Source organism: Halomonas sp. MCCC 1A11062 (assembly GCF_021404355.1).
Classification (GTDB): domain Bacteria; phylum Pseudomonadota; class Gammaproteobacteria; order Pseudomonadales; family Halomonadaceae; genus Halomonas; species Halomonas aerodenitrificans.
On record NZ_JABFTW010000007.1, the window covers coordinates 154,306 to 179,089 of the forward strand.

General features: G+C 66.4%; 24 protein-coding genes. 7 read left to right on the forward strand and 17 right to left on the reverse strand.

Features of this window, described 5'->3' with window-relative positions:
• Nucleotides 1–181: 181 nt before the first annotated feature.
• Both trxB and HOP58_RS09940 read right to left on the reverse strand, forming a co-directional pair.
• A complete protein-coding gene (gene trxB, locus HOP58_RS09935) occupies nucleotides 182–1,132 on the reverse strand; it encodes a thioredoxin-disulfide reductase (protein WP_010630170.1) in 951 nt (316 codons plus the stop codon).
• 158 nt (nucleotides 1,133–1,290) lie between these two features.
• Complete coding sequence (locus tag HOP58_RS09940) at nucleotides 1,291–1,500, reverse strand: CPXCG motif-containing cysteine-rich protein (RefSeq protein WP_010630171.1); 210 nt, start codon at nucleotides 1,498–1,500, stop codon at nucleotides 1,291–1,293.
• Between the two features lie 170 nt (nucleotides 1,501–1,670).
• On the opposite strand from HOP58_RS09940, the gene acnA reads away from it, so the two are divergent.
• The gene (gene acnA, locus HOP58_RS09945; RefSeq protein WP_234252398.1) at nucleotides 1,671–4,421 is read left to right on the forward strand and encodes an aconitate hydratase AcnA; all 2,751 of its coding nucleotides are present in this window, start codon (nucleotides 1,671–1,673) and stop codon (nucleotides 4,419–4,421) included.
• A gap of 82 nt (nucleotides 4,422–4,503) precedes the next feature.
• On the opposite strand, the gene HOP58_RS09950 is transcribed toward acnA, so the two are convergent.
• From HOP58_RS09950 to radC, 11 genes are all read right to left on the reverse strand, one after another.
• Nucleotides 4,504–6,180, reverse strand: a complete 1,677-nt coding sequence (locus HOP58_RS09950) for an NAD-dependent malic enzyme (RefSeq protein ID WP_234252396.1) — start codon at nucleotides 6,178–6,180, stop codon at nucleotides 4,504–4,506.
• Between the two features lie 124 nt (nucleotides 6,181–6,304).
• Complete coding sequence (locus HOP58_RS09955; RefSeq protein WP_234260204.1) at nucleotides 6,305–7,507, reverse strand: YeeE/YedE family protein; 1,203 nt, start codon at nucleotides 7,505–7,507, stop codon at nucleotides 6,305–6,307.
• Nucleotides 7,508–7,634: 127 nt separating this feature from the next.
• On the reverse strand, nucleotides 7,635–8,660 hold the full coding sequence (locus HOP58_RS09960) for a tryptophan--tRNA ligase (RefSeq protein WP_234252393.1): 1,026 nt from the start codon (nucleotides 8,658–8,660) through the stop codon (nucleotides 7,635–7,637).
• Nucleotides 8,661–9,016: 356 nt separating this feature from the next.
• Complete coding sequence (ald, locus tag HOP58_RS09965) at nucleotides 9,017–10,129, reverse strand: alanine dehydrogenase (protein WP_234260205.1); 1,113 nt, start codon at nucleotides 10,127–10,129, stop codon at nucleotides 9,017–9,019.
• Nucleotides 10,130–10,312: 183 nt separating this feature from the next.
• Nucleotides 10,313–10,753 (reverse strand): thioesterase family protein, encoded by a 441-nt coding sequence (locus HOP58_RS09970; protein WP_234260206.1) that lies wholly within the window; start codon nucleotides 10,751–10,753, stop codon nucleotides 10,313–10,315.
• Between the two features lie 19 nt (nucleotides 10,754–10,772).
• Nucleotides 10,773–11,087, reverse strand: a complete 315-nt coding sequence (locus HOP58_RS09975) for a DUF2007 domain-containing protein (RefSeq protein ID WP_010630178.1) — start codon at nucleotides 11,085–11,087, stop codon at nucleotides 10,773–10,775.
• 1 nt (nucleotide 11,088) lies between these two features.
• Nucleotides 11,089–12,279 (reverse strand): class I SAM-dependent rRNA methyltransferase, encoded by a 1,191-nt coding sequence (locus tag HOP58_RS09980; protein WP_234260207.1) that lies wholly within the window; start codon nucleotides 12,277–12,279, stop codon nucleotides 11,089–11,091.
• Nucleotides 12,280–12,302: 23 nt separating this feature from the next.
• Nucleotides 12,303–13,136 (reverse strand): bifunctional DNA-formamidopyrimidine glycosylase/DNA-(apurinic or apyrimidinic site) lyase, encoded by an 834-nt coding sequence (gene mutM / locus HOP58_RS09985; RefSeq protein ID WP_234260208.1) that lies wholly within the window; start codon nucleotides 13,134–13,136, stop codon nucleotides 12,303–12,305.
• Nucleotides 13,137–13,269: 133 nt separating this feature from the next.
• Entirely contained in the window at nucleotides 13,270–13,425 is a 156-nt protein-coding gene (rpmG, locus tag HOP58_RS09990; RefSeq protein ID WP_086509014.1) for a 50S ribosomal protein L33, read from the reverse strand.
• A gap of 26 nt (nucleotides 13,426–13,451) precedes the next feature.
• Nucleotides 13,452–13,688, reverse strand: coding sequence for a 50S ribosomal protein L28 (rpmB, locus tag HOP58_RS09995; RefSeq protein WP_010630182.1), 237 nt, complete (start codon nucleotides 13,686–13,688; stop codon nucleotides 13,452–13,454).
• A gap of 387 nt (nucleotides 13,689–14,075) precedes the next feature.
• Nucleotides 14,076–14,750: a DNA repair protein RadC gene (gene radC, locus HOP58_RS10000; RefSeq protein WP_010630183.1), complete on the reverse strand. Its 675-nt coding sequence runs from the start codon at nucleotides 14,748–14,750 to the stop codon at nucleotides 14,076–14,078.
• Between the two features lie 132 nt (nucleotides 14,751–14,882).
• On the opposite strand from radC, the gene coaBC reads away from it, so the two are divergent.
• The 5 genes from coaBC (at nucleotide 14,883) to slmA (ending at nucleotide 19,809) form a co-directional block, all read left to right on the forward strand.
• Complete coding sequence (gene coaBC / locus HOP58_RS10005) at nucleotides 14,883–16,142, forward strand: bifunctional phosphopantothenoylcysteine decarboxylase/phosphopantothenate--cysteine ligase CoaBC (protein WP_234252383.1); 1,260 nt, start codon at nucleotides 14,883–14,885, stop codon at nucleotides 16,140–16,142.
• Nucleotides 16,143–16,183: 41 nt separating this feature from the next.
• A complete protein-coding gene (gene dut / locus HOP58_RS10010; protein WP_234260209.1) occupies nucleotides 16,184–16,666 on the forward strand; it encodes a dUTP diphosphatase in 483 nt (160 codons plus the stop codon).
• A gap of 102 nt (nucleotides 16,667–16,768) precedes the next feature.
• Nucleotides 16,769–18,178 (forward strand): phosphomannomutase/phosphoglucomutase, encoded by a 1,410-nt coding sequence (locus tag HOP58_RS10015; RefSeq protein ID WP_234260210.1) that lies wholly within the window; start codon nucleotides 16,769–16,771, stop codon nucleotides 18,176–18,178.
• Nucleotides 18,179–18,209: 31 nt separating this feature from the next.
• Nucleotides 18,210–19,130: an acetylglutamate kinase gene (argB, locus tag HOP58_RS10020; RefSeq protein WP_234260211.1), complete on the forward strand. Its 921-nt coding sequence runs from the start codon at nucleotides 18,210–18,212 to the stop codon at nucleotides 19,128–19,130.
• Between the two features lie 64 nt (nucleotides 19,131–19,194).
• Complete coding sequence (gene slmA / locus HOP58_RS10025; RefSeq protein WP_234260212.1) at nucleotides 19,195–19,809, forward strand: nucleoid occlusion factor SlmA; 615 nt, start codon at nucleotides 19,195–19,197, stop codon at nucleotides 19,807–19,809.
• A gap of 120 nt (nucleotides 19,810–19,929) precedes the next feature.
• Here the strand turns inward: slmA and rpoH are convergent, their stop codons facing one another.
• From rpoH to ftsY, 4 genes are all read right to left on the reverse strand, one after another.
• Complete coding sequence (gene rpoH, locus HOP58_RS10030; RefSeq protein WP_010630189.1) at nucleotides 19,930–20,796, reverse strand: RNA polymerase sigma factor RpoH; 867 nt, start codon at nucleotides 20,794–20,796, stop codon at nucleotides 19,930–19,932.
• Between the two features lie 186 nt (nucleotides 20,797–20,982).
• Nucleotides 20,983–21,987, reverse strand: a complete 1,005-nt coding sequence (gene ftsX / locus HOP58_RS10035; protein ID WP_234252379.1) for a permease-like cell division protein FtsX — start codon at nucleotides 21,985–21,987, stop codon at nucleotides 20,983–20,985.
• Nucleotides 21,984–22,652, reverse strand: a complete 669-nt coding sequence (gene ftsE, locus HOP58_RS10040; protein ID WP_234252377.1) for a cell division ATP-binding protein FtsE — start codon at nucleotides 22,650–22,652, stop codon at nucleotides 21,984–21,986. Before ftsE ends, ftsX begins: the two co-directional genes overlap by 4 nt.
• Entirely contained in the window at nucleotides 22,649–24,046 is a 1,398-nt protein-coding gene (gene ftsY, locus HOP58_RS10045) for a signal recognition particle-docking protein FtsY (RefSeq protein WP_234260213.1), read from the reverse strand. Before ftsY ends, ftsE begins: the two co-directional genes overlap by 4 nt.
• A 90-nt stretch (nucleotides 24,047–24,136) precedes the next feature.
• Between ftsY and rsmD the strand changes: the two genes are divergently transcribed.
• Entirely contained in the window at nucleotides 24,137–24,769 is a 633-nt protein-coding gene (rsmD, locus tag HOP58_RS10050; protein ID WP_234260214.1) for a 16S rRNA (guanine(966)-N(2))-methyltransferase RsmD, read from the forward strand.
• The last annotated feature ends 15 nt before the right edge of the window (nucleotides 24,770–24,784 follow it).

Below are 24,784 nucleotides of genomic sequence, written 5' to 3' on the forward strand. Positions count from 1 at the left end.
GGTGAGGAGCATTGCTCCGAACGGGCTGGCCATGGATGGCCAGCCCCGGTCCTGCAAGCGAAGCAGGACGCGAGAGCGAAGCAGGGCATCGGTAGCGCCCAGGGAAGGGTTCACAGCGCCCCCGAACAGGCCTGACGCCAGGAAGCCGCGGGCTCATAGCCAAGCAGCTCCCAGATTTGTTTTACAGATCGTCCAGGTAGCGCTCCGCATCCAGCGCCGCCATGCAGCCGGTGCCGGCGGAGGTCACCGCCTGGCGGTAGACGTGATCCATCACGTCGCCGGCGGCGAACACGCCAGGAATGCTGGTGGCGGTGGCATTGCCCTCGAGGCCGGACTTCACCTTGATGTAGCCGTCATGCATCTCCAGTTGCCCCTCGAAGATGCCGGTGTTGGGGCTGTGGCCGATGGCGATGAACACGCCAGGCGCTTCGATCTCCTTCACGCTGTCGTCGAGGGTGGAACGGATACGCACGCCGGTCACGCCGCTGGCGTCGCCCAGCACCTCTTCCAGCACGTGGTTCCACTCGAGCACCACGTTGCCGCTCTCGGCCTTCTCGCGCAGCTTGTCCTGCAGGATCTTCTCGGCGCGCAGGCTGTCGCGGCGGTGTACCAGGGTCACCTTCGACGCGATGTTGGAGAGATAGAGCGCCTCTTCCACGGCGGTATTGCCGCCGCCCACCACCACGACCTCCTTGTTGCGATAGAAGAAGCCGTCGCAGGTAGCACAGGCCGACACCCCCTGGCCCATGAACTGCTGCTCCGAGGGCAGCCCCAGGTAGCGGGCGCTGGCACCGGTGGCGACGATCAGGGCGTCGCAGGTGTAGCTGCCACTGTCGCCCTTCAGGGTGAAGGGGCGGTTGCGCAGGTCCACCTCATGGATATGGTCGAACAGCACTTCGGTATCGAAGCGTTCGGCATGGCGCTTCATGCGCTCCATGAGCTCGGGCCCCTGCACCCCGGCATCGTCGCCGGGCCAGTTGTCCACGTCGGTGGTGGTGGTCAGTTGACCGCCGGCCTGGATACCGGTGATCAACACCGGCTTGAGATTGGCCCGTGCCGCATAGACGGCGGCGGTATAGCCGGCCGGGCCGGAGCCCAGGATGATCAGGCGTTCGTGACGCGCTTCGCTCATGAAGAGATCCTCGCTGTTCGAAAACGCAAAGAGGGGGGGAGTTGACTCGCTCCGGGCACGGTCGTTGCCTGTCGCCGGAGAGACGGTTGCCGCCATTGTACCAGCCCATGGCTCGCGGTGGGTGCCTCCGAGCTCGGCCCGCCAGAGCACGGGCCAGCCTACAGCACCTCGTCATCGCGACCCAGCATCAGGCTCTCCAGCTCCCCATCCATGGGCGACACGTCGACCCGCACCTGGATCGGTGCGCAGCAGAACGGGCAGTCTTCCCATGTCTGGTGGCTGCCTTGCGAGAGATCCAGCGGCAGGTCGAAGGGCATGCTGCAGTAGGGGCAGTGAACGGAATGGCTGTCGAGGCGTTCTTCATGCATGACGAAACTCCCGGCGCCAACTCCTCCCCCGGCGGAGCCTCGGCGCCATGCAACGGATTTTCCTTCAGCATAGAAACCTTGGGCAGCGCTTGAAAGGGGGACCTATCATGACCATGTGATAAAGACGAGAGTACGAAAAGGACCGTTCTCAACCGTGACAGGAGGCCTTCATGAGCCGTGACGAGATGCCGGATACGCTGCAGACCCTGGCCGCAGACGGCACCACTTATCACTACTACTCGCTGCCCAAGGTGGCCGAGGAGATGGGCAACATCGACCGGCTGCCCAAGACGCTGAAGATCCTGCTGGAGAATCAGCTGCGCTTCGCCGACGACCCGAGCGTGGCGCGCGAGGACATCCAGGCATTGATCGACTGGCAGCAGGGCGGACGCTCGAATCGCGAGATCGGCTATCGCCCGGCACGGGTGCTGATGCAGGACTTCACCGGCGTTCCCGGCGTGGTGGACCTGGCCTCAATGCGCGCCGCGGTGGAAAAGCTCGGCGAGGATCCGTCACGCATCAACCCGCTGTCGCCGGTGGATCTGGTCATCGATCACTCGGTGATGGTGGACAAGTTCGGCAACCCCACCGCCTTCAAGGACAACGTCGCCATCGAGATGGAGCGCAACCGCGAGCGCTACGAGTTCCTGCGCTGGGGTCAGGACGCCTTCGACAACTTCAGCGTGGTGCCGCCGGGCACCGGCATCTGTCATCAGGTCAACCTGGAGTACCTGGGCCGCACGGTGTGGACCAAGGAGGAGAGCGGTAAGACCTTTGCCTACCCCGACACCCTGGTAGGCACCGACTCCCACACCACCATGATCAACGGCCTCGGCGTGCTCGGCTGGGGGGTCGGCGGCATCGAGGCCGAAGCCGCCATGCTCGGCCAGCCGGTGTCGATGCTGATTCCCGAAGTGGTCGGCTTCAAGCTCACCGGTAGGCTCAAGGAAGGCATCACCGCCACCGACCTGGTGCTGACGGTGACCCAGATGCTGCGCAGCCGCGGCGTGGTAGGCAAGTTCGTCGAATTCTACGGCGACGGCCTGGCCGACCTGCCGCTGGCCGACCGCGCCACCATCGCCAACATGGCGCCGGAATACGGCGCCACCTGCGGCTTCTTCCCGGTCGACGACGAGACCCTGGCCTACCTGCGCCTGACCGGCCGCGACGACAGCCTGATCGCTCTGGTGAAGGAGTATTGCCAGGCCCAGGGGCTGTGGCGAGAGCCCGGCGACGAGCCAATCTTCAGCGACACCCTGCACCTCGACCTGAGCGACGTCGAGGCCAGCCTGGCCGGCCCCAAGCGGCCTCAGGATCGGGTGGCGCTCAAGGACATGAAAACCACCTTTGAGAAGCTGATGCAGGGGGAAGAGAACGGCAAGGCACCGCCCAGCGAAGAGAAAGGTCGCCTGTTCTCCGAAGGCGGGCAGACCGCCGTCGGTGTCCACGACAGCTACGAGCATCATGACAGCCAGAACGTCGAGCTGGACGGCGAGCAGTTCAAGCTCAACCCTGGTGCCGTGGTCATTGCCGCCATTACCTCCTGCACCAACACCTCCAACCCCAGCGTGATGCTGGCCGCCGGCCTGCTGGCGCGTAATGCCCGCGCCAAAGGGCTCACCACCAAGCCGTGGGTCAAGACCTCGCTGGCGCCGGGCTCCAAGGTGGTCACCGAATACCTGGCCGCCGGTGACGTGCAGGACGATCTGGATGCGCTGGGCTTCAACCTGGTGGGCTACGGCTGCACCACCTGTATCGGCAACTCCGGCCCGCTGCCGCCGCCCATCGAGAAGGCCGTGGAAGACGGCGACCTCACCGTGGCCTCGGTGCTCTCCGGCAACCGCAACTTCGAAGGGCGCATCCATCCGCTGGTGAAGACCAACTGGCTCGCCTCGCCGCCGCTGGTGGTGGCCTACGCCCTGGCCGGCAACGTGCGCCTGGATCTCACCCAGGACCCGCTGGGCGAGGACCAGGACGGCAATCCGGTCTATCTGCAGGACATCTGGCCCTCACAGGCCGACATCGCCAATGCGGTGGAGAAGGTCAAGACCGAGATGTTCCGCAAGGAGTACGCCGAGGTGTTCGAGGGCGACGAGACCTGGAAGGCGCTGCAGGTGCCCCATAGCCAGGTCTACGAGTGGTCGCCCTCTTCCACCTACATCCAGCACCCGCCCTTCTTCGAGGGCATGGGCCGTACCCCGGAGCCGATCGAGGACGTCAGAGACGCCCATATCCTCGCCATCCTGGGCGACTCGGTGACCACCGACCACATCTCGCCGGCCGGCTCGATCAAGCCCGACAGCCCTGCCGGTCGCTATCTGCAGGAGCGCGGCATCAAGCCGGTGGACTTCAACTCCTACGGCTCCCGGCGCGGCAATCACGAAGTGATGATGCGCGGCACCTTCGCTAACGTGCGTATCCGCAACGAGATGCTCGACGGCGTGGTGGGCGGCGAGACCCGCCACGTGCCCTCGGGCGAGCAGATGGCGATCTACGATGCGGCGATGAAGTATCAGGAGAAGGGCACGCCGCTGGTGGTGGTGGCCGGCAAGGAGTACGGCACCGGCTCGTCGCGGGACTGGGCGGCCAAGGGCACACGGCTGCTCGGCGTGCGCGCGGTGCTGGCCGAGTCCTACGAGCGTATCCACCGCTCCAACCTGATCGGCATGGGCGTGGTGCCGCTGCAGTTCCCCGAGGGCGAGAGCCGCAAGACACTCGGCCTGACCGGCGACGAGACGATCTCCATCGAGGGGTTGGCCGACCTCACCCCGGGTGGCCAGGTCACGGTCACGGTGAAGAGCGCCAAGGGAGAGAAGAAGATCGAAGCCCTGTGCCGCATCGACACCGCCAACGAACTGGAGTACTACCGCCACGGCGGCATTCTCCACTACGTGCTGCGGCGGATGATCGGCGCGGCGTAGGCCTCTACCAACCTGCCCTCACGCAAAGGCCCTGCCGGAAAACCGGCAGGGCCTTTGCCATTGCAGGGCTAGTGCTTCTGGTTCAGAACGAGCGTCGCCGATAGCTGCGATACTCCGGCGTCCAGCTGCTGCGCTCGATGGCCTGACGCAGCTTGATGCCGTCGGTGCGCAGCGCCATCCCCTCCTGCTGGGCCTGGGCGGCGACTTCGAAGGCAATGGCCTTGGAAAGCTCGCGGATGTGGGACAGCGGCGGCAGCAATGCCCCCTTGCCCTCCTTCACCAGCGGCGCCTCGCGGGCCAGCGCCCGGGACGCGGTCATCAGCATGGTATCGGTGATGCGCTTGGCACCGCTGGCCACCACGCCAAGGCCGATGCCGGGGAAGATGTAGGCGTTGTTGCACTGGGCGATGGGGTAGATCTTGCCCTCGTACTCCACCGGCGGGAAGGGACTGCCGGTGGCCACCAGGGCCTGGCCGTTGGTCCACTCGATCACGTCCGCCGGCACGGCCTCGACGCGGGAGGTAGGGTTGGAGAGCGGCATGATCACCGGGCGCTCGCAGCCGGCGTGCATAGCGCGGATGACCTCCTCGGAGAACAGCCCCGGCTGCCCCGAGACACCGATCAACACGGTGGGTTTGATGTGACGCGCCACCTCGAGCAGCGACTGGTCCTGCCACTCTTTGACCAGCGCCGGATCGTGAGCCAGGCGGCGCTGGAAGTCGCGCAGCCACTCCTGATCGCTGGTGACGAGCCCCTCGCGGTCGACCATGAACACCCGCCGCCGCGCCTCCTTCTCGCTGAGGCCTTCGGCCTGCATGGCGATGACGACCTGCTCGGCGATGCCGCAGCCAGCGGAGCCGGCGCCGACGAACACCACGCGCTGGTCGGCGATGGTCTCGTCACGGGCCTGGCAGGCCGCCATCAGGGTGCCCACGGCCACCGCCGCAGTGCCCTGCACGTCATCGTTGAAGCAGCACAGCTGGTCGCGATAGCGCTCCAGCAGCGGCACCGCATTGGCCTGGGCGAAGTCCTCGAACTGCAGCAGCACGTTGGGCCAGCGCCGTTTCACCGCGGCGATGAAGTCCTCGAGGAAGACGTCGTATTCCTCCTGGGAGATGCGCGGATGACGCCAGCCCATGTACATGGGATCGTCGAGCAACGTCTGATTGTTGGTGCCCACGTCGAGCATGATCGGCAGCGTATAGGCTGGGCTGATGCCGCCACAGGCGGTATACAGCGCCAGCTTGCCGATGGGGATGCCCATGCCGCCGATACCCTGATCGCCGAGACCGAGAATACGCTCGCCGTCGGTGACCACGATCACCTTGACCTTGTCCTTGGTGGCGCTGCGCAGGATGTCATCCATCCGCTCCCGGTCAGGGTAGCTGATGAACAGACCGCGGTGGCTGCGGTAGATGTTGGAGAACTCCTCGCAGGCCTGCCCCACCGTGGGGGTGTAGATGATCGGCAGCATCTCCTCGAGATGCTCCATGACCATGTGATAGTAGAGCGTCTCGTTGTCGTCCTGGATCGCCCGCAGGTGGATATGCCGCTCCAGGTCGCTATGGCACTGCTGGTACTGGTGGTAGGCCCGTTCGGCCTGCTCCTCGATGGACTCCACGTTCTGCGGCAGCAGACCGACCAGATTGAATTCGAGCCGCTCCTCGCGAGTGAAGGCGCTGCCCTTGTTGAGCAGCGGCATCTCGAGCAGCGAAGGACCAGCGTAGGGAATGTAAAGTGGACGTTTGCTTTCAGGCATCTCTTGTCTCGATACGGTGACTGGAACCGGGCCGTAGGGAATCGCTCGACAGGCGGGTTTCCCGAGCGCTCTGGTGGCGCTTTGGCGTAACTCTACCACGCCTCCCGCACCATGGCGCACAGACTCAGCCGCTCTTGGCCCGGGATCCCTCGCTGGGGCGCCCGAAGAATAGCGGACGCAGTCGCACGCCGACCGCATTGCCGGCAAAACCCGCCACCAGCCACACCCAGCCGTGCAGGCTGCCGGAAGCGATGCCGCTGAAGTAGGCGCCGATGTTGCAGCCGAAGGCGAGCCGCGCGCCATAGCCCAGCATCAGCCCGCCGATCACTGCCGCCATCACCGAGCCGAGCGGAATGCGCAGGGTCGGCGCGAAGCGCCCGGCCAGAGTGGCGGCCACCATGGCACCGAGAATGATCCCCACATTCATCACCGTGGTGATGTCGCTCCACACGCTGGCGCGCAGCGCCGCGGCATTATCGGGACTCTGCCAGTAGCCCCACTGGCTCACGTCGCCACCAATGAACTCGTAGACCTTGGCCCCCCACAGGGCAAAAGCGGAGGTGATGCCCCAAGGGCGCCCGGCGAGCGCCAGGGTGGCGAAGTTGAGCAGCGCCAGCGCCACGGCACCCAGCAGCAAGGGCCAGGGCCCGGTGAGCCAACGCCCCTGGCTGAAGTTGGCCCGCGGCGCCTCCTCAAGACCGCCGTGACGGCGCTTCTCCAGCAATATGGTGGATGCGGCAATGGCAGCGAACAGAGTCAGGCTCACGGCGATACCGCCGCCGGCGCCGAAGGTCTGCACCAGCGATACCGGCTGAAAGGCCGGCAAGCCCATCCACCAGGTGAAGTGAGCGCTGCCAATCACCGAGCCGACGATGAAGAAGATCAGGGTGATGACCATGCGGGCGTTACCGCCGCCGGCGGTGAACAGCGTGCCCGAGGCACAGCCACCGCCGAGCTGCATGCCGATGCCGAACAGGAAGGCGCCCACCACCACCGAGATGCCTATCGGAGAGACGAAGCCGGTCACACTCTGGCCCCACAGGGTGCCCGCCCCCAGGGCGGGAAAGAACAGCAGCACGGCGATGGCCAGCATCACCATCTGGGCGCGCAGCCCGCGCCCGCGTCGCTCGCTGATGAACACCCGCCAGGCGGCAGTGAAGCCGAAGGCGGCATGGTAGAGCGACACGCCGAGCAGTGCCCCGACGATCATCAGCAGACCCAGGCGGGTACCATAGGCCAGGCCGATCAACACAGCGCCAGCCAGCAGCAGTGCCCCCAGTGCCAGGGAGATTTGCCGGGGCCCTTTCGCTTCCAATGCAGTGGCCATGAAACTTCTCCTTTCGAGTTGCCCCTGCAGCTTGGCAAGTTCGGCCGCAGTCCGCCAGCGTGCACCCAACGCAGCGGGGCGCCCGCAGGCGCCCCGTTCAACTCCCTTCCAAGGTCAGCTTCGAAGGTTAGACGAAACGTCCCAGGCCCACGGCCTGGCGCAGCTTGTCCATGAACGGCGCGGCCTCGGCGCGGGCTCGTTCGGCGCCCTTCTGCAGCACGCTCTCGATGTGGCCGGGGTCCTCCATCAGCGCCTGGTAGCGCTCCCGCGGTTCGCGCAGCTGAGTGTCGAGCTGCTCGAACAGGCGGTTCTTGGCCTCGCCCCAGCCGATGCCGTTGGCGTACTCGGCACGCATCGCTTCGCGCTCCTCGCGGCTGGCGAAGGCGGAGTAGATCTGGAACAGGGTGCAGCCTTCCGGGTCCTTGGGCTCGCCGGGCTCCAGCGAGTTGGTCTTGATCTTGCGCACCAGCTTGAGCAGCTTCTTCTCGGAGACGAACAGCGGGATAGTGTTGTTGTAGCTCTTGGACATCTTGCGCCCATCGAGACCGTTGAGCACTGCCACCTCGTCGTCGACCACCGCCTCGGGCAGGGTGAAGTATTCGCCCTTGAACAGGTGGTTGTAGCGCCCGCCGATGTCGCGGGCCATCTCGATGTGCTGGATCTGGTCACGCCCCACCGGCACCTTGTGGGCGTTGAACATGAGGATGTCGGCGGCCATCAGCACTGGGTAGCCGAACAGGCCCATGGTGATGCCCTTGTCGGGGTCCTGGTTGCCGGCGGCCTCGTTCTCGGCCACCGCCGCCTTATAGGCGTGGGCGCGATTCATCAGGCCCTTGGCGCACACGCAGGAGAGCATCCAGGTGAGTTCGGGGATCTCGGGAATGTCCGACTGGCGGTAGAAGATGGCGTTGTCGGTATCGAGCCCCAGCGCCAACCAGGTGGCGGCGATCTCCAGGCGCGACTCCTGCACCCGCTGCGGGTCCTGGCACTTGATCAGTGCGTGCAGGTCGGCGAGAAAGTAGTAGGACTGCACGCTCGGGTCCTGGCTCGCGGCGATGGCGGGCTTGATGGCACCGACGTAGTTGCCGAGGTGCGGTGTACCGGTGGTGGTGATACCGGTGAGAACGCGTGTCTTCTGGGAAGCTGCACTCATGGAAAGCGGACTCTGCTTGTCGGAAATGCCCGCTATGGTAACGCGAGGGGGCGGTCAAGGCGACCGCCCCGGCGCCGCTCGCCGAAGCGATTCGTGAAGCGCTTAACAAATTGGCGAGCGAGATGAAGCGGCTAGGTTCGTTCCCGACGAACCAACGCACTTCCCACATCCCTGTGGGTCGCAAGGCGCACGGAGCACAGTACCGAGCGAAGCGACAAACAGCCGTAGGCTGGCCCCGAAGGGGCGAGAAGCCGAAGGCTGTGAGTCAACCGGAGCATATGGGGTATATGTGAGGATTCCGACGGTCCGACGCTTCGGCACCGCGCAACGCAGCGATTCGCTCGCGCAGCCATTTGTTACACCAGAGTGGCGGGATCGACGCTTTCCAGGCCAAACGCTTCAGCCACGGCGCGGTAGGTGATCTGTCCGTCGTGGACGTTGAGCCCGGGCAGGAAGTGGGCATCGTCGGCCAGCGCCCGCTTCCAGCCCTTGTCGGCCAGGGCGATGACGAACGGCAGGGTGGCGTTGGTCAGCGCCTGGGTCGAGGTACGCGCCACCGCGCCCGGCATGTTGGCCACGCAGTAGTGGACGATACCGTCGACCACGTAGGTCGGTTCGGCGTGGGTAGTGGGCCTGCTGGTCTCGAAGCAGCCGCCCTGGTCGATGGCGACGTCCACCAGCACGCTGCCGGGCTTCATGTCGGTGAGCATGGCGCGGGTGATCAGCTTGGGTGCGGCGGCGCCGGGAATCAGCACGGCACCCACGATCAGGTCGCTCTCGCGCACCGCCTCGTCGATGGCGTCGGCAGTGGAGAAGACGGTCTTCATGCGGCCCTGATAGCGGTCGTCGAGCACTTCGAGGCGTGCAATCGACTTGTCCAGCACGCTGACTTCGGCACCCAGCCCCAGCGCCATGCGCGCGGCGTTCTCGCCCACCACGCCACCACCGATCACGGTCACCTTGCCCGGCGCCACGCCGGGCACGCCGGGCAGCAGCACGCCGGAGCCGCCCTGGGCCTTCTCCAGGCTGTGCGCGCCGGCCTGAATGGCCATGCGACCGGCCACGGTGCTCATGGGCGCCAGCAGCGGCAGGCCGCCCTGACGGTCGGTCACGGTTTCGTAGGCAATACAGGTGGCCCCGCTCTCCATCAGGCCGCGGGTCAGTTTCTCCTCAGCCGCCAGGTGCAGGTAGGTGAACAGGGTCTGGCCGCGAGTGAGCCGCGCCACCTCTTCCGACTGCGGCTCCTTGACCTTAAGGATCAGCTCGGCCTCGCCCCACAGGGCATCGACGTTGGCTTCGAGCCGGGCGCCCGCCGCCTCATAGTCGGCATCGGCGAAACCCGCTCCCTCTCCGGCACCCACCTGAACGGTCACCGAATGGCCACGCGTCGCCAGCTCCCGCGCCCCGGTGGGAGTCAGGGCGACGCGATATTCATGGTTCTTGATTTCCTTCGGCACGGCGATCTTCATGGGTACCTCCTGCGGTACTGTCTTGTTAGGGGTCGTTCTTGTCAGGGGATCGTCACGCCCATTACAGCACAGTCAGTCCATACACGAAGTACCAACGGTAAAGAACGGCAAAAACCCATTCTCAAGGCCGTAGCAGCAGGAAATCGTTGCTTTTAAGAGTGTGATGACAAAAAAATCACGGCCTCACTCGACCACCAGCGCTCCACCGTATATCGCCACGTACTCCTCGGGCAGGCGGCGCGGCCGACCGCTGGAGAGTTCGATACAGGCGAAGCGGGTGCGAGCGCGCAGCAGAGTGCGACCATCGGCGGGCCGAGCGAGCTGGAAGCGGCGGGTCAGGGTCAGGCGGCCGTCGCAGCCTATGATCCAGGTGGCGAGCGCCAGGCGCTCTCCTTCAAAGGCAGGCGCCAGGTAGTCGAGCTCGTGGCGGTGCACGGCCATGGCCCGGTCCAGCTCACGATAGCGGGCCAGATCGAGGCCGAGATGCTCCGAATGCGCCCAGCTCACCTGCTCGACCCAACGCAGGTAGGCGGCATTGTTGGCGTGGCCGTACTCGTCGATGGCCGAGGCCTGCACCTCGAGCTCGATGACGAACGGATCGGGAAGGTCCCATTCCTGTGTCATGGTGCACTCCCTTGCAGGTTCAGGTTTTGGACGTGCCACAGCGCCAGCAGGTATCGAATACGCCCTCCAGCGCTTCGCCGCAGTGGGGGCAGCGCCAGTCCGGTGCGTCGGCAGCGCCGGACAGGGCCGCTTGGATCAACGCCTCGGCACGCTCACGGTTGTGCACCGCCACCCACACCTCGGGCTCGCACTCGCCCAGGGGCAGCTCGCCCGCGCCGCCGCCCAGCACCATGTTGCGCAGCTCCACGGGGATGCCCGCCGCGTCCAGCACGTTGCGTACGTGGCTGACCAGCAGCGCATTGGAGTGGGCGAAGACGCGTACGTAGCCGCTCATTTCAATCCCGGAAGACGCGGACGCCCAAAGCCTTCAGGTAAGCGGTTTCCGGGATCGCCGGATGCACCGGATGGTCCGCCGCCTGGTGGCCCTGATAGACGATCTGACCGTGGCGGTCCTGATGGCGCACCGCACCGCGTACCACGTCCACCAACCGCTCGGGGGCCAGGTGCATGGAGCAGGATGCCGACAGCAGCAGGCCGTCGCGGCCCAGCAGGCGCATCGCATCGCGGTTGAGTTTGGCGTAGGCGCGTTCGCCGTTGGGGATGTCCTTGCGCTTCTTGATGAAGGCCGGCGGATCGAGGATCACCACGTCGAACTGCTCGCCGTCGGCCTTGAGCGAGGTCAGCGCTTCGAAGGCATCGGCCTCGCCCACTGCCACCTGCTCGTGCAGGCCGTTGAGGGCCGCGTTCTCGGCCACCCGCTCCAGGGCCTGGGCGCTGGCGTCCACGCACAGCACTTCGCTGGCGCCATGGGCCGCCGCCTGCACGCCCCAGCCGCCGATGTAGCTGAACAGGTCCAGCACCCGCTTGCCGGCCACCAGGCCGTTGAGCCAGGCGCGGTTGGCGCGGTGATCGTAGAACCAGCCGGTCTTCTGGCCGTCGAGCACCGGAGCGTGGAAGCGCACGCCGTTCTCTTCCATCAGCACCGGGCCGTCGAGCTCGCCCTTGGCCAGGGTGACCTGACTCTCGAGCTGCTCCTGGCGCCGCCCGGAGGAGTCGTTCTTGAACACGATGACCCGCGGCGACACCACCTTGTCCAGCGCGGCGACGACCTCCTCGGCGAGGCGCTCCATGCCAAGGGTGTTGAGCTGCACCACGAGCACATCGTCGAAGCGGTCCACCACCAGCCCCGGCAGCAGGTCGCCCTCGCCGTGCACCAGCCGGTAGAACGGCTTGGCATAGAGGCGTTGACGCAGCGACAGCGCCTGGTTGAAGCGGTGCACCAGCAGCGAGCGGTCGAGACGCATGTTGGGATCGCGCGACACCACCCGGGCGCAGATCAGCGAGTTGGGATTGACGTAGGCCACGCCCATGGCCTTGCCGTTGGCGGCTTCGACCACCACCTGGGCGCCCGGTTCGAGGCCCTTGAGCGGCGTGGCCTCGATGTCGACCTCGTTGGAGTAGAGCCACAGGTGACCGGCCTTGAGGCGGCGGTCGGCGTTCTTCTTGAGGCGCAGGGTCTGGGTCATGGTCGGTCTCGTGGAATGGGGGATCATGTTTGGCAAGAGGGGCAGAAGACACTGGCCCGCTGGCCCAGCGTCACCAGCCGCAGCTCGCCATTGCAGCGCCGGCAGCCCTGGCCGTGGCGGCCATAGACGTTGAGGCGCTGCTTGAAGTAGCCCGGCTCGCCGGTGCCGCTGACGAAGTCGCGCAACGTCGTCCCGCCCTGGGTGATGGCGGCGGCCAGCACCTCGCGAATGGCTGCCGCCAGGCGCGCGTAGCGCTCGCGGGAGATGCGCCCTGCCGCTCGGCGCGGGTCGATGCCGGCCAGGAACAGCGCCTCGCTGGCGTAGATGTTGCCCACGCCCACCACCACGGCATTGTCCATCAGGAACGGCTTGACTGCCATGCGCCGGCCCCGGGAGAGCTGGTAGAGGCGTTCGCCGTCGAAGGCATCCGACAGCGGCTCGGGCCCCAGGTTCGCCAGCCGCGGGTCGCGCTCGGCGCTGCCGGCCAGCCAGTCGACGAAGCCGAAACGGCGCGGGTCGTGGTAACGCAGGATAGCGCCGTCGTCGAACACCAGGTCGACGTGGTCGTGCTTCTTCGGCAGCTCACCCAGCCGGGCGATGCGCAGGCTGCCCGACATGCCCAGATGCCAGATCAGGCTGCCGGTGCTCGCTCTCCCCTCGTCCTCGATCGGCAGCAGCAGGTACTTGGCGCGGCGCGACAGCGTGCCGATACGCGAGCCCACCAGACGCTCGATGAAATCCTCGGGCACCGGCACGCGCAGCCGCGGCTGGCGCACGATCGCCTCGACGATCTCGCGTCCTTCCACGTGGGGGGCGATGCCGCGCCGGGTGGTCTCGACTTCGGGAAGCTCGGGCATGATGAAAAATCCCGGAAATAGATACGCCTGAACCCGGTAAAAACCGGGTTCAGGAGGACAGGTCTTGCTACCTGCGGCTGGAAGCCGTCAAGTCGCCAGGGACGCCCGCCTTGGGAGCGGACGCCGGATCGGCTTACTTGATCTTGGCTTCCTTGTACATCACGTGCTTGCGGACGACCGGGTCGAATTTCTTGAATTCGAGCTTGTCCGGAGTGTTCCGCTTGTTCTTGTCGGTGGTGTAGAAGTGACCGGTACCGGCACTGGACACCAGCTTGATCTTGTCACGCATGGCTGCTTACTCCCTGATCTGGTCGCTTAGACGGCTTCGCCGCGCTTGCGGATGTCGCTGAGCACCGCGTCGATGCCCTTCTTGTCGATGATGCGCATACCCTTGGAGGAGACCCGCAGCTTGACGAAGCGGTTCTCGGACTCCACCCAGAAACGGTGGGTGTGCAGGTTCGGCAAGAAGCGACGACGGGTCTTGCGCTGGGAGTGTGAAACGTTATTACCAGTCACCGGGCGCTTGCCGGTAACCTGACATACTTTGGACATGGGAGCCTCCAACCGCTTGGCCAGGTGGTCAAACCTGAGTGTTCAAAACCTGTCGGGCAAACCGGGAACGACCCCGTTGTCATTTGACCCAAGGGAATTCAAAGGCTGCACTTTATAGCAGAGTGCACCCCTACAGGCAACAAGTAGCCGCATATTCTACACTCCCTTACCCCCTCTCCCGCAAGCTTTCCTCTCTTATGGGCTTTGCCGGCGGCAAAGGTCGGCGAGGAGGCGCTGTGAATCCATCCCTGGACGCTACATTTGCCATCCATGGCAAATGACCTCCTCGCCGACCTGCCACCGGCGCCCCTCAGCGTCATCGAGAGTGGCATCGGCATTGCGAAGCAAGGTTCAACGCCGCATGGCCGAGGGCAGCCGGTTCCCCACCTAAAGCCAGCCTCGCTCGGCGAAAGACACCACGTCTCCGTCGCCTACGACGAAGTGATCCAGCACCCGGATCTCGAACAGCGAGAGCGCCTCACGCAGCCGCTCGGTGATGCGCCGGTCGGCATCGCTGGGTTCAGCCACGCCGGAGGGGTGGTTGTGGGCGAAGATGATCGCCCCGGCGCCCAGCTCCAGCGCCCGGCGCGCTACCTCACGCGGGTAGACCGAGGCGCTGTCCAGGGTGCCACGGAACAGCGACTCGAAGCGGATCACGCGGTGCTGGGTATCGAGAAACAGCGCGGCGAACTCCTCGTGGCCAAGATGGCGCAACTGGGTGGCCAGGTAGGCGCGCACCAGGGTGGGGGAAGTCAACGCATTACCGCGGGCCAACTGAGCGGCAAGGTGGCGCTTGGAAAGCTCGAGGGTTGCCTGTAGCTGGACGAACTTGGCCGTCCCCAGGCCGCGCTCGGCGCAGAAGCGCGTCTGGTCGGCTTCGAGCAGCTGGCGCAGGCCGCCGAAGGCCGTGAGCAGGTCGCGGGCGAGGTCTACCGCCGAGCGCCCCGCCACCCCCACGCGCAGGAAGATCGCCAGCAGTTCGGCATCGGAGAGCGCCTCGGCCCCCAGCGTCAGCAGTTTTTCCCGCGGGCGCTCGCCCTCGGGCCAGTCGCGAATCGACATTCCCTGTCTCCTTGCTACGCTTCCTTTGAACGGTAGGCCGCCATTGTAACCGACCTTCACCTAAGGCGGCGGCTGCGCAACTTCAACGGCAGTGGTAAGGTAGGCGGTCGGGTTTCAGTTCAGGAAATTCTCATGGCAACGCAGTCCGCCAATCGGCTTGCCGGCCGGCGCATTCTGCTCGGCATCAGCGCTGGCATTGCTGCTTACAAGAGCGCTCAGCTCGCCCGCTTGCTCAAGCAGGCAGGCTGCGAAGTACGCGTGGTCATGACCGAGGGCGCCCAGGCCTTCATCACACCGCTGACGCTACAGGCGCTGACCGGCGAACCGGTGCGCACCTCGCTGCTCGACCCCGAGGCCGAGGCGGGCATGGGGCATATCGAACTGGCCCGCTGGGCCGACATCATCCTGATCGCTCCGGCCACCGCCGACCTGATGGCGCGCCTGGCTCAGGGTATGGCCGACGATCTGCTCACGACCCTGTGCCTGGCCAGCGAAGCCGAGAAGGTCATGGCACCGGCCATGAACCAGGCCATGTGGCGCCACGTCGCCACCCAGCGCAATGCCGAGCGCCTGGCACAGGACGGCTGGCGGCTGCTGGGGCCTGACAGCGGCGATCAGGCCTGCGGCGACGTTGGCCCTGGGCGCATGCTCGAGCCTGAGGCAATCGCGGCCGAACTGCTTACGGCGCCCGGCAAGGGACAGGCAGCCGCCCAGGGGCTGCATATTGTGATCACCGCCGGCCCCACCCGCGAGCCGCTGGACCCGGTGCGCTATCTCTCCAACCACAGCTCAGGAAAGATGGGCTTCGCCCTGGCCGCCGCTGCTGCGGAGCTCGGCGCCAAGGTCAGCCTGATCAGCGGCCCGGTCAGCCTGCCGACGCCGGCGGGCGTGACCCGCATTGAGGTCGAGACGGCGCTGCAGATGCACGAGGCGAGCCAACAACTGGCCGGCGAGTGCGACATCTTCATCGGCTGTGCGGCGGTGGCCGACTATCGTGCCGAGACGGCAGCGGAGCACAAGATCAAGAAGCGTGAGGGGGAGGAGACCCTGACGCTCAGGCTGATCAAGAATCCGGATATCATTGCGGCCGTGGCCGACCGACGCGACGCTGCAGGTGGACGTCCCTTCGTGGTGGGCTTCGCCGCCGAGACCCGTGACCTGGAGGCCTATGCCCGCGACAAGCTCGAGCGCAAGCGGCTCGACATGATCGTGGCCAACGACGTCTCGACCGCGGGGCTCGGCTTCGGCGCTGACGACAACGCCGCCCTGCTGATGTGGCGCGACGGCCAGGGCGAAGGCGGCGAGAGCCTGCCGCCGCAGCCCAAGCTCGAACTCGCCAGGGCCGTGCTGAGACAGGCCCTGAGCCGCCTGGCCGAGCACCCCGTTCACTAACGCGATTCACCCAGACATTCAGCCAACCTGACGGAACGACCATGTCCGAGTCCCAGCCAGTCCGCCAAGCCCCAAAGCCGCGCCTCGAGGTCAAGCTGCTCGATGAGCGTCTGCGCGATTTCCTGCCCCAATATGCCACCCTGGGTTCCGCCGGCATGGATCTGCGCGCCCTGCTCGACGCGCCGCTGACCATCGAGCCCGGCCAGTGCGAGCTGGTGCGCACCGGACTCGCCATCCACATCGGCGACCCGGGCCTGGCCGGCGTGATCCTGCCGCGCTCGGGCCTCGGTCACAAGCACGGTATCGTGCTGGGCAACCTGGTAGGACTGATCGACTCCGATTACCAGGGCGAGCTGATGATCTCGGCCTGGAACCGTGGCAACACCCCGTTCGTACTGGAGCCCTTCGAGCGTCTGGCCCAGTATGTCCTGGTGCCGGTGGTCCAGGCCGAGTTGGAAGTCGTCGACGACTTCGAGGCCAGCCTGCGTGGCGCAGGCGGCTTCGGCAGCTCGGGGCGCCACTGACGACCGACACGACGCTGCCGCACACGGCCCAAGGAGAGGGCCTTGCGGCAGGGTCTTCGCAACCAGGCACATGAATTCACACTTGTCCGACAAGGAACCGTTATGAGCCAAGCCACCAACAGCAGCGTACCGGCCTCCATCTTCCGCGCCTACGACATTCGCGGCATCGTCGACGACACGCTCACCGAGGCGTCCGTGGAGAAGATCGGCCGCGCCATCGGCTCGGAAGCCGCGGCGCGCAACGAGTCCACCGTGGTGGTGGCCCGCGACGGCCGCCTCTCCGGCCCGCGACTCAGCGAGGCGCTGATGCGCGGTCTGACCGCCGCCGGCCGCGACGTGATCGACATCGGCATGGTACCCACGCCGGTGCTCTACTTCGCCACGCACATTCTCGAAGGCACCGCCTCCGGGGTGATGGTCACCGGCAGCCACAATCCGCCGGACTACAACGGCTTCAAGATCGTGCTGGGCGGCGAGACCCTCTCCGGCGAAGCGATCACCGCGCTCTACCGGCGTATCGAGTCCGGCGATCTGACCGAGGGCCAGGGCAGCGTGCGCCATGAGGACGTGCGTGACGCCTACCTCGAGCGCATCGTCGGCGACATCGAACTGGCCCGCCCGCTCAAGGCGGTGGTCGACTGCGGCAATGGCGTGGCCGGCGAGCTCGGACCCAAGCTGATCGAGAAGCTCGGCGCCGAAACGGTGCCGCTGTTCGCCGAGATCGACGGCACCTTCCCCAACCATCACCCCGATCCCGGCAAGCTCGAGAATCTGCAGGATGTGATCCGCGCAGTGAAGGAGACCGGCGCCGACATCGGCCTGGCCTTCGACGGCGACGGCGACCGCCTCGGCGTGGTCACGCCGAGCGGCAAGCTGATCTACCCCGACCACCTGATGATGGCCTTCGCCGAGGACATGCTGTCGCGCAATCCCGGCGCCCGGGTCATCTTCGACGTCAAGTGCACCGGCAACCTGGCGGGCGTGGTCGAGCGGGCCGGCGGCACGCCGGAGATGTGGCGCACCGGCCACTCGCTGATCAAGGCGCGCATGAAGGAGACCGGCGCCCTGCTCGCCGGCGAGATGAGCGGCCACATCTTCTTCAAGGAGCGCTGGTACGGCTTCGACGACGGCATCTACGGTGCCGCCCGACTGCTGGAGATCCTCGCCAAGCACCTCTCCACACAGGGCATGGATGCCGACGCCTTCTTCGCCCGTTATCCGCAGGATATCGGCACCCCCGAAATCAACGTTCACGTCACCGACGAGAACAAGTTCGAGTTGGTGGAGAAGCTGGCTCGCGAGGGCGACTTCGGCGACGATGGCGTCAAGACTACCCTCGACGGCATTCGCGTCGATTATCAGGACGGCTGGGGCCTATGCCGCGCCTCCAACACCACCCCGGTGCTGGTGCTGCGCTTCGAGGGCAAGAGCGATGCGGCGCTCGAACGTATCCGCAACCGGTTTGCCGACGCCCTGAAACAGGTCGACCCGGCGCTGACGCTGCCGAGCTGACGGCAGCGCTTCGTTCATTGAAGGAAGGACCATGACCGAAACGACTCGTGACCCGCGCCTGGTAGTGGAAGTGCTTTCCGAGGCACTTCCCTACATCCAGCGCTTTTCCGGCAAGACCGTGGTCGTCAAGTACGGCGGCAATGCCATGACCGAGGACACCCTGATCGACTCCTTCGCACGCAACATGGTGCTGATGAAGGAGGTGGGCATCAACCCGGTGGTGGTACACGGCGGCGGGCCGCAGATCGGCGATCTGCTGGCCAAGCTGAAGATCGAGTCGCGCTTCGTCAACGGCATGCGGGTCACCGACTCGGAGACCATGGACGTGGTGGAGATGGTGCTCGGCGGGCTGGTCAACAAGGAGATCGTCAACCTGATCAACCAGTGCGGCGGCAAGGCCATCGGCCTCACCGGCAAGGACGGCGCCCAGATCCGTGCGCGTCAGCTCAAGGTCGAGCACAAGACGCCGGAGATGACCGCCCCCGAGATCATCGACATCGGCCACGTGGGCGAGGTGGAGCACGTCTCCACCGACCTGATCGAGATGCTCGCCGAGCGCGACTTCATCCCGGTAATCGCGCCCATCGGCGTCGATGCCAAGGGCAACAGCTACAACATCAACGCCGACCTGGTGGCAGGCAAGGTGGCCGAGGCGCTGGGCGCCGAGAAGCTGATGCTGCTGACCAACGTGGCCGGCCTGATGAACGCCAAGGGCGAGGTGCTGACCGGGCTGACCACCGCGCAGGTTGACGCCCTGATCGCCGATGGCACCATCCATGGTGGTATGCTGCCCAAGATCCGCTGCGCGCTCGATGCCGTGAAGGGTGGCGTACGCAGCGCCCATATCATCGACGGGCGTGTACCCCACGCCACATTGCTGGAGATATTCACCAACGCGGGGGTCGGCACCCTGATCACCGATGCCGACCGACAAGGGAACGACAACGCCTGAGCGGCGTCCCAGCCCGGCAATGCCGGGCTGGGACGCCGCCGGCCATGAATAACAGAAGACCCACATGACGCAGGCTACACAGATCACCAGCCGGCGCGAGCAGATCCTGCAGGCGCTCGCCCTGATGCTGGAAGAAGACAGCGGCAAACGCATCACCATCGCGGCGCTGGCGCGCCAGGTGGGCGTCTCCGAAGCCGCCCTCTATCGCCACTTCCCGAGCAAGGCGCGCATGTTCGAGGGGCTGATCTCGTTCATCGAGGAAACCCTGTTCGAGCGTATCTCGCGCATTCTCGAGGAAGTGCACGAGGCGGTACCGCGCTGCGGCCAGATCCTCACCCTGCTTCTGGCCTTTGCCGAGAAGAACCCGGGGCTCTCGCGCCTGCTGGAAGGCGACGTCCTGACCGGCGAGACCGCCCGGCTACGACTGCGCATTCACCAGCTTTTCGAGCGCGTGGAGACCCAGCTCAAGCAGGTGCTGCGCGAGGCCGAACTGCGCGAAAGACGACGTACCGTGCTGCCGGTATCGGCCACCGCCAACCTGTTGATCGCCGTAGCCGAGGGGCGCATCTCGCAGTACGTGCGCAGCGACTTCCAGCGCCGACCCACCGAGCACTGGGACGACCAGTGGGCGCTGCTCTCGGCGCAGTTGATGCGCGAACCGCTTACCCAGAGCGCCTAGGCCACGCCAACGACCAGGCCGCACCAACGACTAGGCCACACCTACGACAAAGCCCCGACCACTGGTCGGGGCTTCGCTGTTCATGTCCTCAGCAGAGTTCGCTGGAAGCAGGCCACCGCGTCAGGCGGCCAGGGTGTCGCCCAACTGCTGGCGGATCTTCTTCATGGCGTTCTTCTCGAGCTGGCGAATACGCTCGGCGGAGACGCCGTAGACATCGGCCAATTCATGCAGGGTGGCCTTGTCGTCGGCCAGCCAGCGCTGCTGCAGAATATCCCGCGAGCGCTCGTCCAGCGCCTCCAGCGCCATCTTCAGACGCCGGTTGGCGTCGTCTTCCCAGTCGCTGTCCTCGAGCTGCACGGCAGGATCGGAGCCGTCATCGTCGAGGTAATGCACCGGCGCCTGATAGGCGGAATCCTCGTCCTCGCTGGGCGAGGCGTCGAAGCCGGCATCGTGGGCCGCCAGGCGACCTTCCATCTCGCGCACCACCTCGGGCTTTACGTCGAGGTCGCGGGCGATCGCGTCGACTTCGTCGTTGTTGAGCCAGGCCAGGCGCTTCTTGGCGCTGCGCAGGTTGAAGAACAGCTTGCGCTGGGCCTTGGTGGTGGCGATCTTGACGATGCGCCAGTTGCGCAGCACGAACTCGTGAATCTCGGCCTTGATCCAGTGCACGGCGAAGGAAACCAGGCGCACGCCCTGATTGGGGTCGAAGCGCTTGACGGCCTTCATCAGGCCCACGTTGCCCTCCTGGATCAGGTCGGCCTGAGGCAGACCGTAGCCGGAGTAGCTGCGGGCGATGTGCACCACGAAACGCAGATGCGACAACACCAGACGACGCGCCGCCTCCAGATCGCCTTCGTCGTGAAGGCGGAAGGCCAGCTCGCGCTCTTCCTCGGCGGTGAGCATGGGAATGCCGTTGACCGCCTGGATGTACCCGTTCAGGTCATGTCCCGGAGAGAGGTGACCCACCGGCAGAAGACTGGTGCTCATTGCAGGTTGTCTCCTTGAAAACCTAATATACGCTTCAATCGCCCGTTTAGACGGGCAAAAGCCGATAACGTTCCCTTGTCTGCCGACAGCGTGGCAGATGCTGGGCGCGGTCGCTAGCGCGGCCTCGGCCCTGCGGCCTTTTACCGCGACCGAACCTCTGCTCTATCGCGGCCGAACCTCTGCTCTTTACCGCGGCCGAACCTCCGCGAGGTGGCGGCTCACGGCGATCCAGGCACCCAGCCAGCCCAGTAGTGTACTGCACAACAGCAGCGTTGCCGAGCCCTCCGGCCCCAACTGCGGCAGCGTGAAGGTGGCGCCGTAGCTGGCTGCCAGCGCACTGACCGGCAGCGCCAGCCACTGATTGCCCAGCGCCAGCAGCCCCCAGGCGAGCAGACCTCCGCCGAGGCCGTACCAGGCCCCGCTGTAGAGAAACGGCCGGCGCACGAAGCCGTGGGTGGCGCCGATCAGCATCACCACCTCGATCTCCTGGCGACGGCTCTCCACCGCCAGGCGAATGGTGTTGCCCACCACCAGCAGCACGCCCAGGCCGAACAGCACCGCCAGCGCCAGCGCCAGGCGGCTGCCCAGCTCGGCCAAGTGGCGCAGCCTCTCGAGCCAGGCCAGGTCGAGGCGCACTTCGTCGACGCCACTCAGCGCCTCGAGCTCTCCGGCCAGTTGCCGCACGGCCTCGGGAGCCGGGTCCACCGGCACCACCACGATACTGGCCGGCAGCGGGTTGTCCTCGAGCCGGCCCAGGGCGTCGGCCAGTCCCAGCGCCTGCTGAAACTCGGCCATGCCCTCGGCGGCGCTGATCAGCCGGGTACGCGATACCCCCTCGTGGGCTTCCACCGCCTCGTCGATGCGCCCGGCCTGGCCCTCGTCGACCTGATGCTCGAGGTAGACGGTCAAGGTAGCGCTCTCCTCCAGCTCGGCATCGAGCAGACGCGCGCTGTCCAGCGCCAGCCACAGCGCCGCCGGCAGCACCAGGGCAATGGCGATGGCCAGCATGGTCAGCAGACTGCCGATGGGAGCACGCAGCAGGCGCCGGGCGCTGTCGAGGCACATGGCGCGATGGTGACGCAGCCAGCCGCGGAAGCGGCTCGAGGAGCGGGTGCGCTGGGTACGGGCGCCGCGCGGCGGCGCAGGCGGCTGGCGGCGGCTCGCACCGCCTTCTCGCGGCTGAGGGCTCATGCGGCCTCCTCGTCGGCCACCAGGCGGCCTTCACGCAGGCGCAGCACGCGATGCCGCAGGCGGGCGATCAGCGCCAGGTCGTGGCTGGCGATCATCACCGTGGTGCCGATACGATTGAAGTCCTCGAATAGTGCCATGATGTCGGCCGAGAGCTGCGGGTCGAGGTTGCCGGTAGGCTCGTCGGCCAGCAGCAGTGAAGGCTTGCAGACCACCGCCCGGGCGATGCCCACGCGCTGCTGCTCACCGCCGGAAAGCTCGATGGGCAGCGCCTTCTCGCGATGCAGCAGGCCCACCTTGTCCAGCGCCGCCCGCACTCGCCGCGCCGCCTCGCGCGGCTCGAAGCCACGGATCTCCAGCGGCAGCGCCACGTTGTGGAAGATGGAGCGGTCGTGCAGCAGTTGGTGATCCTGGAACACCACGCCGATCTGGCGGCGATAGAACGGCACCTGGCTGGGATGCAGACGGCCGATGTCGTGACCGGCAACCAGCACCCGGCCGCGGGTCGGCCGCTCGAGCAGCATGATGAGGCGCAGCAGCGAGCTCTTGCCGGCGCCCGAATGGCCGGTGAGAAAGACCATCTCGCCGCGCTCTACGCGAAAATCGATATTGGCCAGCGCCTCGAAACGTCCGCCGTAGCGCTTCCCCACATGCTCGAAAAGGATCATGACGAGGCGGCGGCTCCCTCATCGCCCTGATCGAAGAGCGCGTCGACGAAGTCGCGGGCCTCGAAGGGACGCAGGTCATCCAGGCTTTCACCCACGCCGATGAAGCGGATCGGCGTACCGAGCTGCTTGGCCAGGGCGAAGATGATGCCGCCCTTGGCGGTGCCGTCGAGCTTGGTCAGGGTGATGCCGGTGACCGGCACCGCCTCGTTGAAGGTACTGGCCTGGGAAAGCGCGTTCTGGCCGGTGCCGGCGTCGAGCACCAGCATCACCTCGTGGGGAGCGGTATCGTCGAGCTTGCCCATCACCCGGTGCACCTTCTTGAGCTCCTCCATGAGATGCCCCTTGTTGTGCAGCCGGCCGGCGGTATCGGCAATCAGCACGTCGATCTTGCGCGCCTTGGCCGCAGCCACGGCGTCGTAGATCACCGAGGCGCTGTCGGCACCGGTGTGCTGGGCGATCACCGGCACCTTGTTGCGCTCGCCCCACACTTTGAGCTGCTCCACCGCCGCAGCACGGAAGGTGTCGCCGGCGGCCAGCATCACGCTGCGCCCCTCGCGCTGAAAGCGCTGGGTCAGCTTGCCGATGGTGGTGGTCTTGCCCACCCCGTTCACACCCACCACCAGGATCACGAAGGGGCCTTCGCCCTTGGCCGGCAGCGCCAGCGGCTTGGCCACGGCATCGAGCATCGTGGCGAGCTCGTCCTGCAGGGCACGATAGAGCGCCTGGGGGTCCTTGAGCTCCTTGCGCGAGACGCGCTCGGTCAGGCGGTCGATGATCTCGGTGGTGGCCTCGATGCCCACGTCGGCCATCAACAGCTGTGTCTCGAGATCCTCGATCAGCTCGTCGTCGATCTGCTTCTTGCCCAGGAACAGCCCGGCGATGCCCTCGGTGAGGTTGGCGCGGGTCTTGCCCAGGCCGGAACGAATGCGCGCGAACCAGCCCTGCTTCTCGGCCACCGGCTTCTCCTGCAGCGGCGTGCGCACGGGCTCCGGTTCGGGCTCAGGCTGAGGTTCCGGCTCAGGCCCAGCTGTCGTTTGAGGTGCCGGCTCGGGCTCGGGCTCAGGCTCAGGTTCGGGTTCGGGAGCCAGCGCCTCAGCGCGCAGCACCTCGTTCTCCTCTTCCCGGTCGAGCTCGTCGAACGCCTCGGTGCGCTCGTGCGCCTCGTCCGCCGCGGGGCCGGCCATGGCACGCTCCTCGACGCGCGGGGCATCGACCACGTCCGGCTCGGCGGGCGCCGCCTGGCTGACCGTCTCGTCAGCCGTGGCGTCTGTTGGCGCTTCCTCGGCGGTTTGTCCCTCGCCCGCTTCCTCTTCTTCGGGCTGCGTCGGTCGCCGATCCTGCTGCTCTTCCTGCTGCTGTTCCTGCTGCTTCTTGCGCTTGAAAAAACCGAACATGGGGGAATTCAGCCTCACGGGTGAATGATCGCTACATCCTAACACCGCGCATCATGACTGTGGACAAGGCGACGGGTACAATTCGCCCTCATGACCCGACGCCACACTCCTACCCGCCCCCACCCCCGCTCCGGCGCCCACTCGCCCAAGGGCGGCGGACGCCTGCGCATCATCGGCGGCGAGTTTCGTCGCCGGCTACTGCCGGTGCTCGACAGCCCCGGGCTGCGTCCCACCCCCGACCGGGTGCGGGAGACGCTGTTCAACTGGTTGACGGCCGCCACCCCGGGAGCACGGGTACTGGACCTGTTCGCCGGTACCGGCGCACTGGGCCTGGAGGCACTCTCCCGCGGCGCGTCCGAGGCGCTGTTCGTCGAGCGTGACGCCCGGGTTGCCCAGGCCCTCGGCGACAACCTGCAAACCCTGGGCGTCGGCGAACGAGGCACGGTGCGGTGCGCCGATGCCCTCGAGCTGCTCGCCGCCGGCCCGACCGGCCTCGGCCCCTTCTCGCTGGTCTTTCTCGACCCGCCCTTCCGCCAAGGCCTGGCGCCCCCCTGCGTTGAACGGCTGGAGCAGGGCTGGCTCATGGCGGATGCGTGGATCTATCTGGAGGCCGAAACGGGCCTCGACATCGAGGTCCCCGAGAGCTGGGCGCTGCATCGCGAAGTACGCGCCGGCGACAGCACCGGCCGGCTCTACCGACGCCAGGCGAAGCCCGGCGCCTGAGGACCTGCGTCGCCG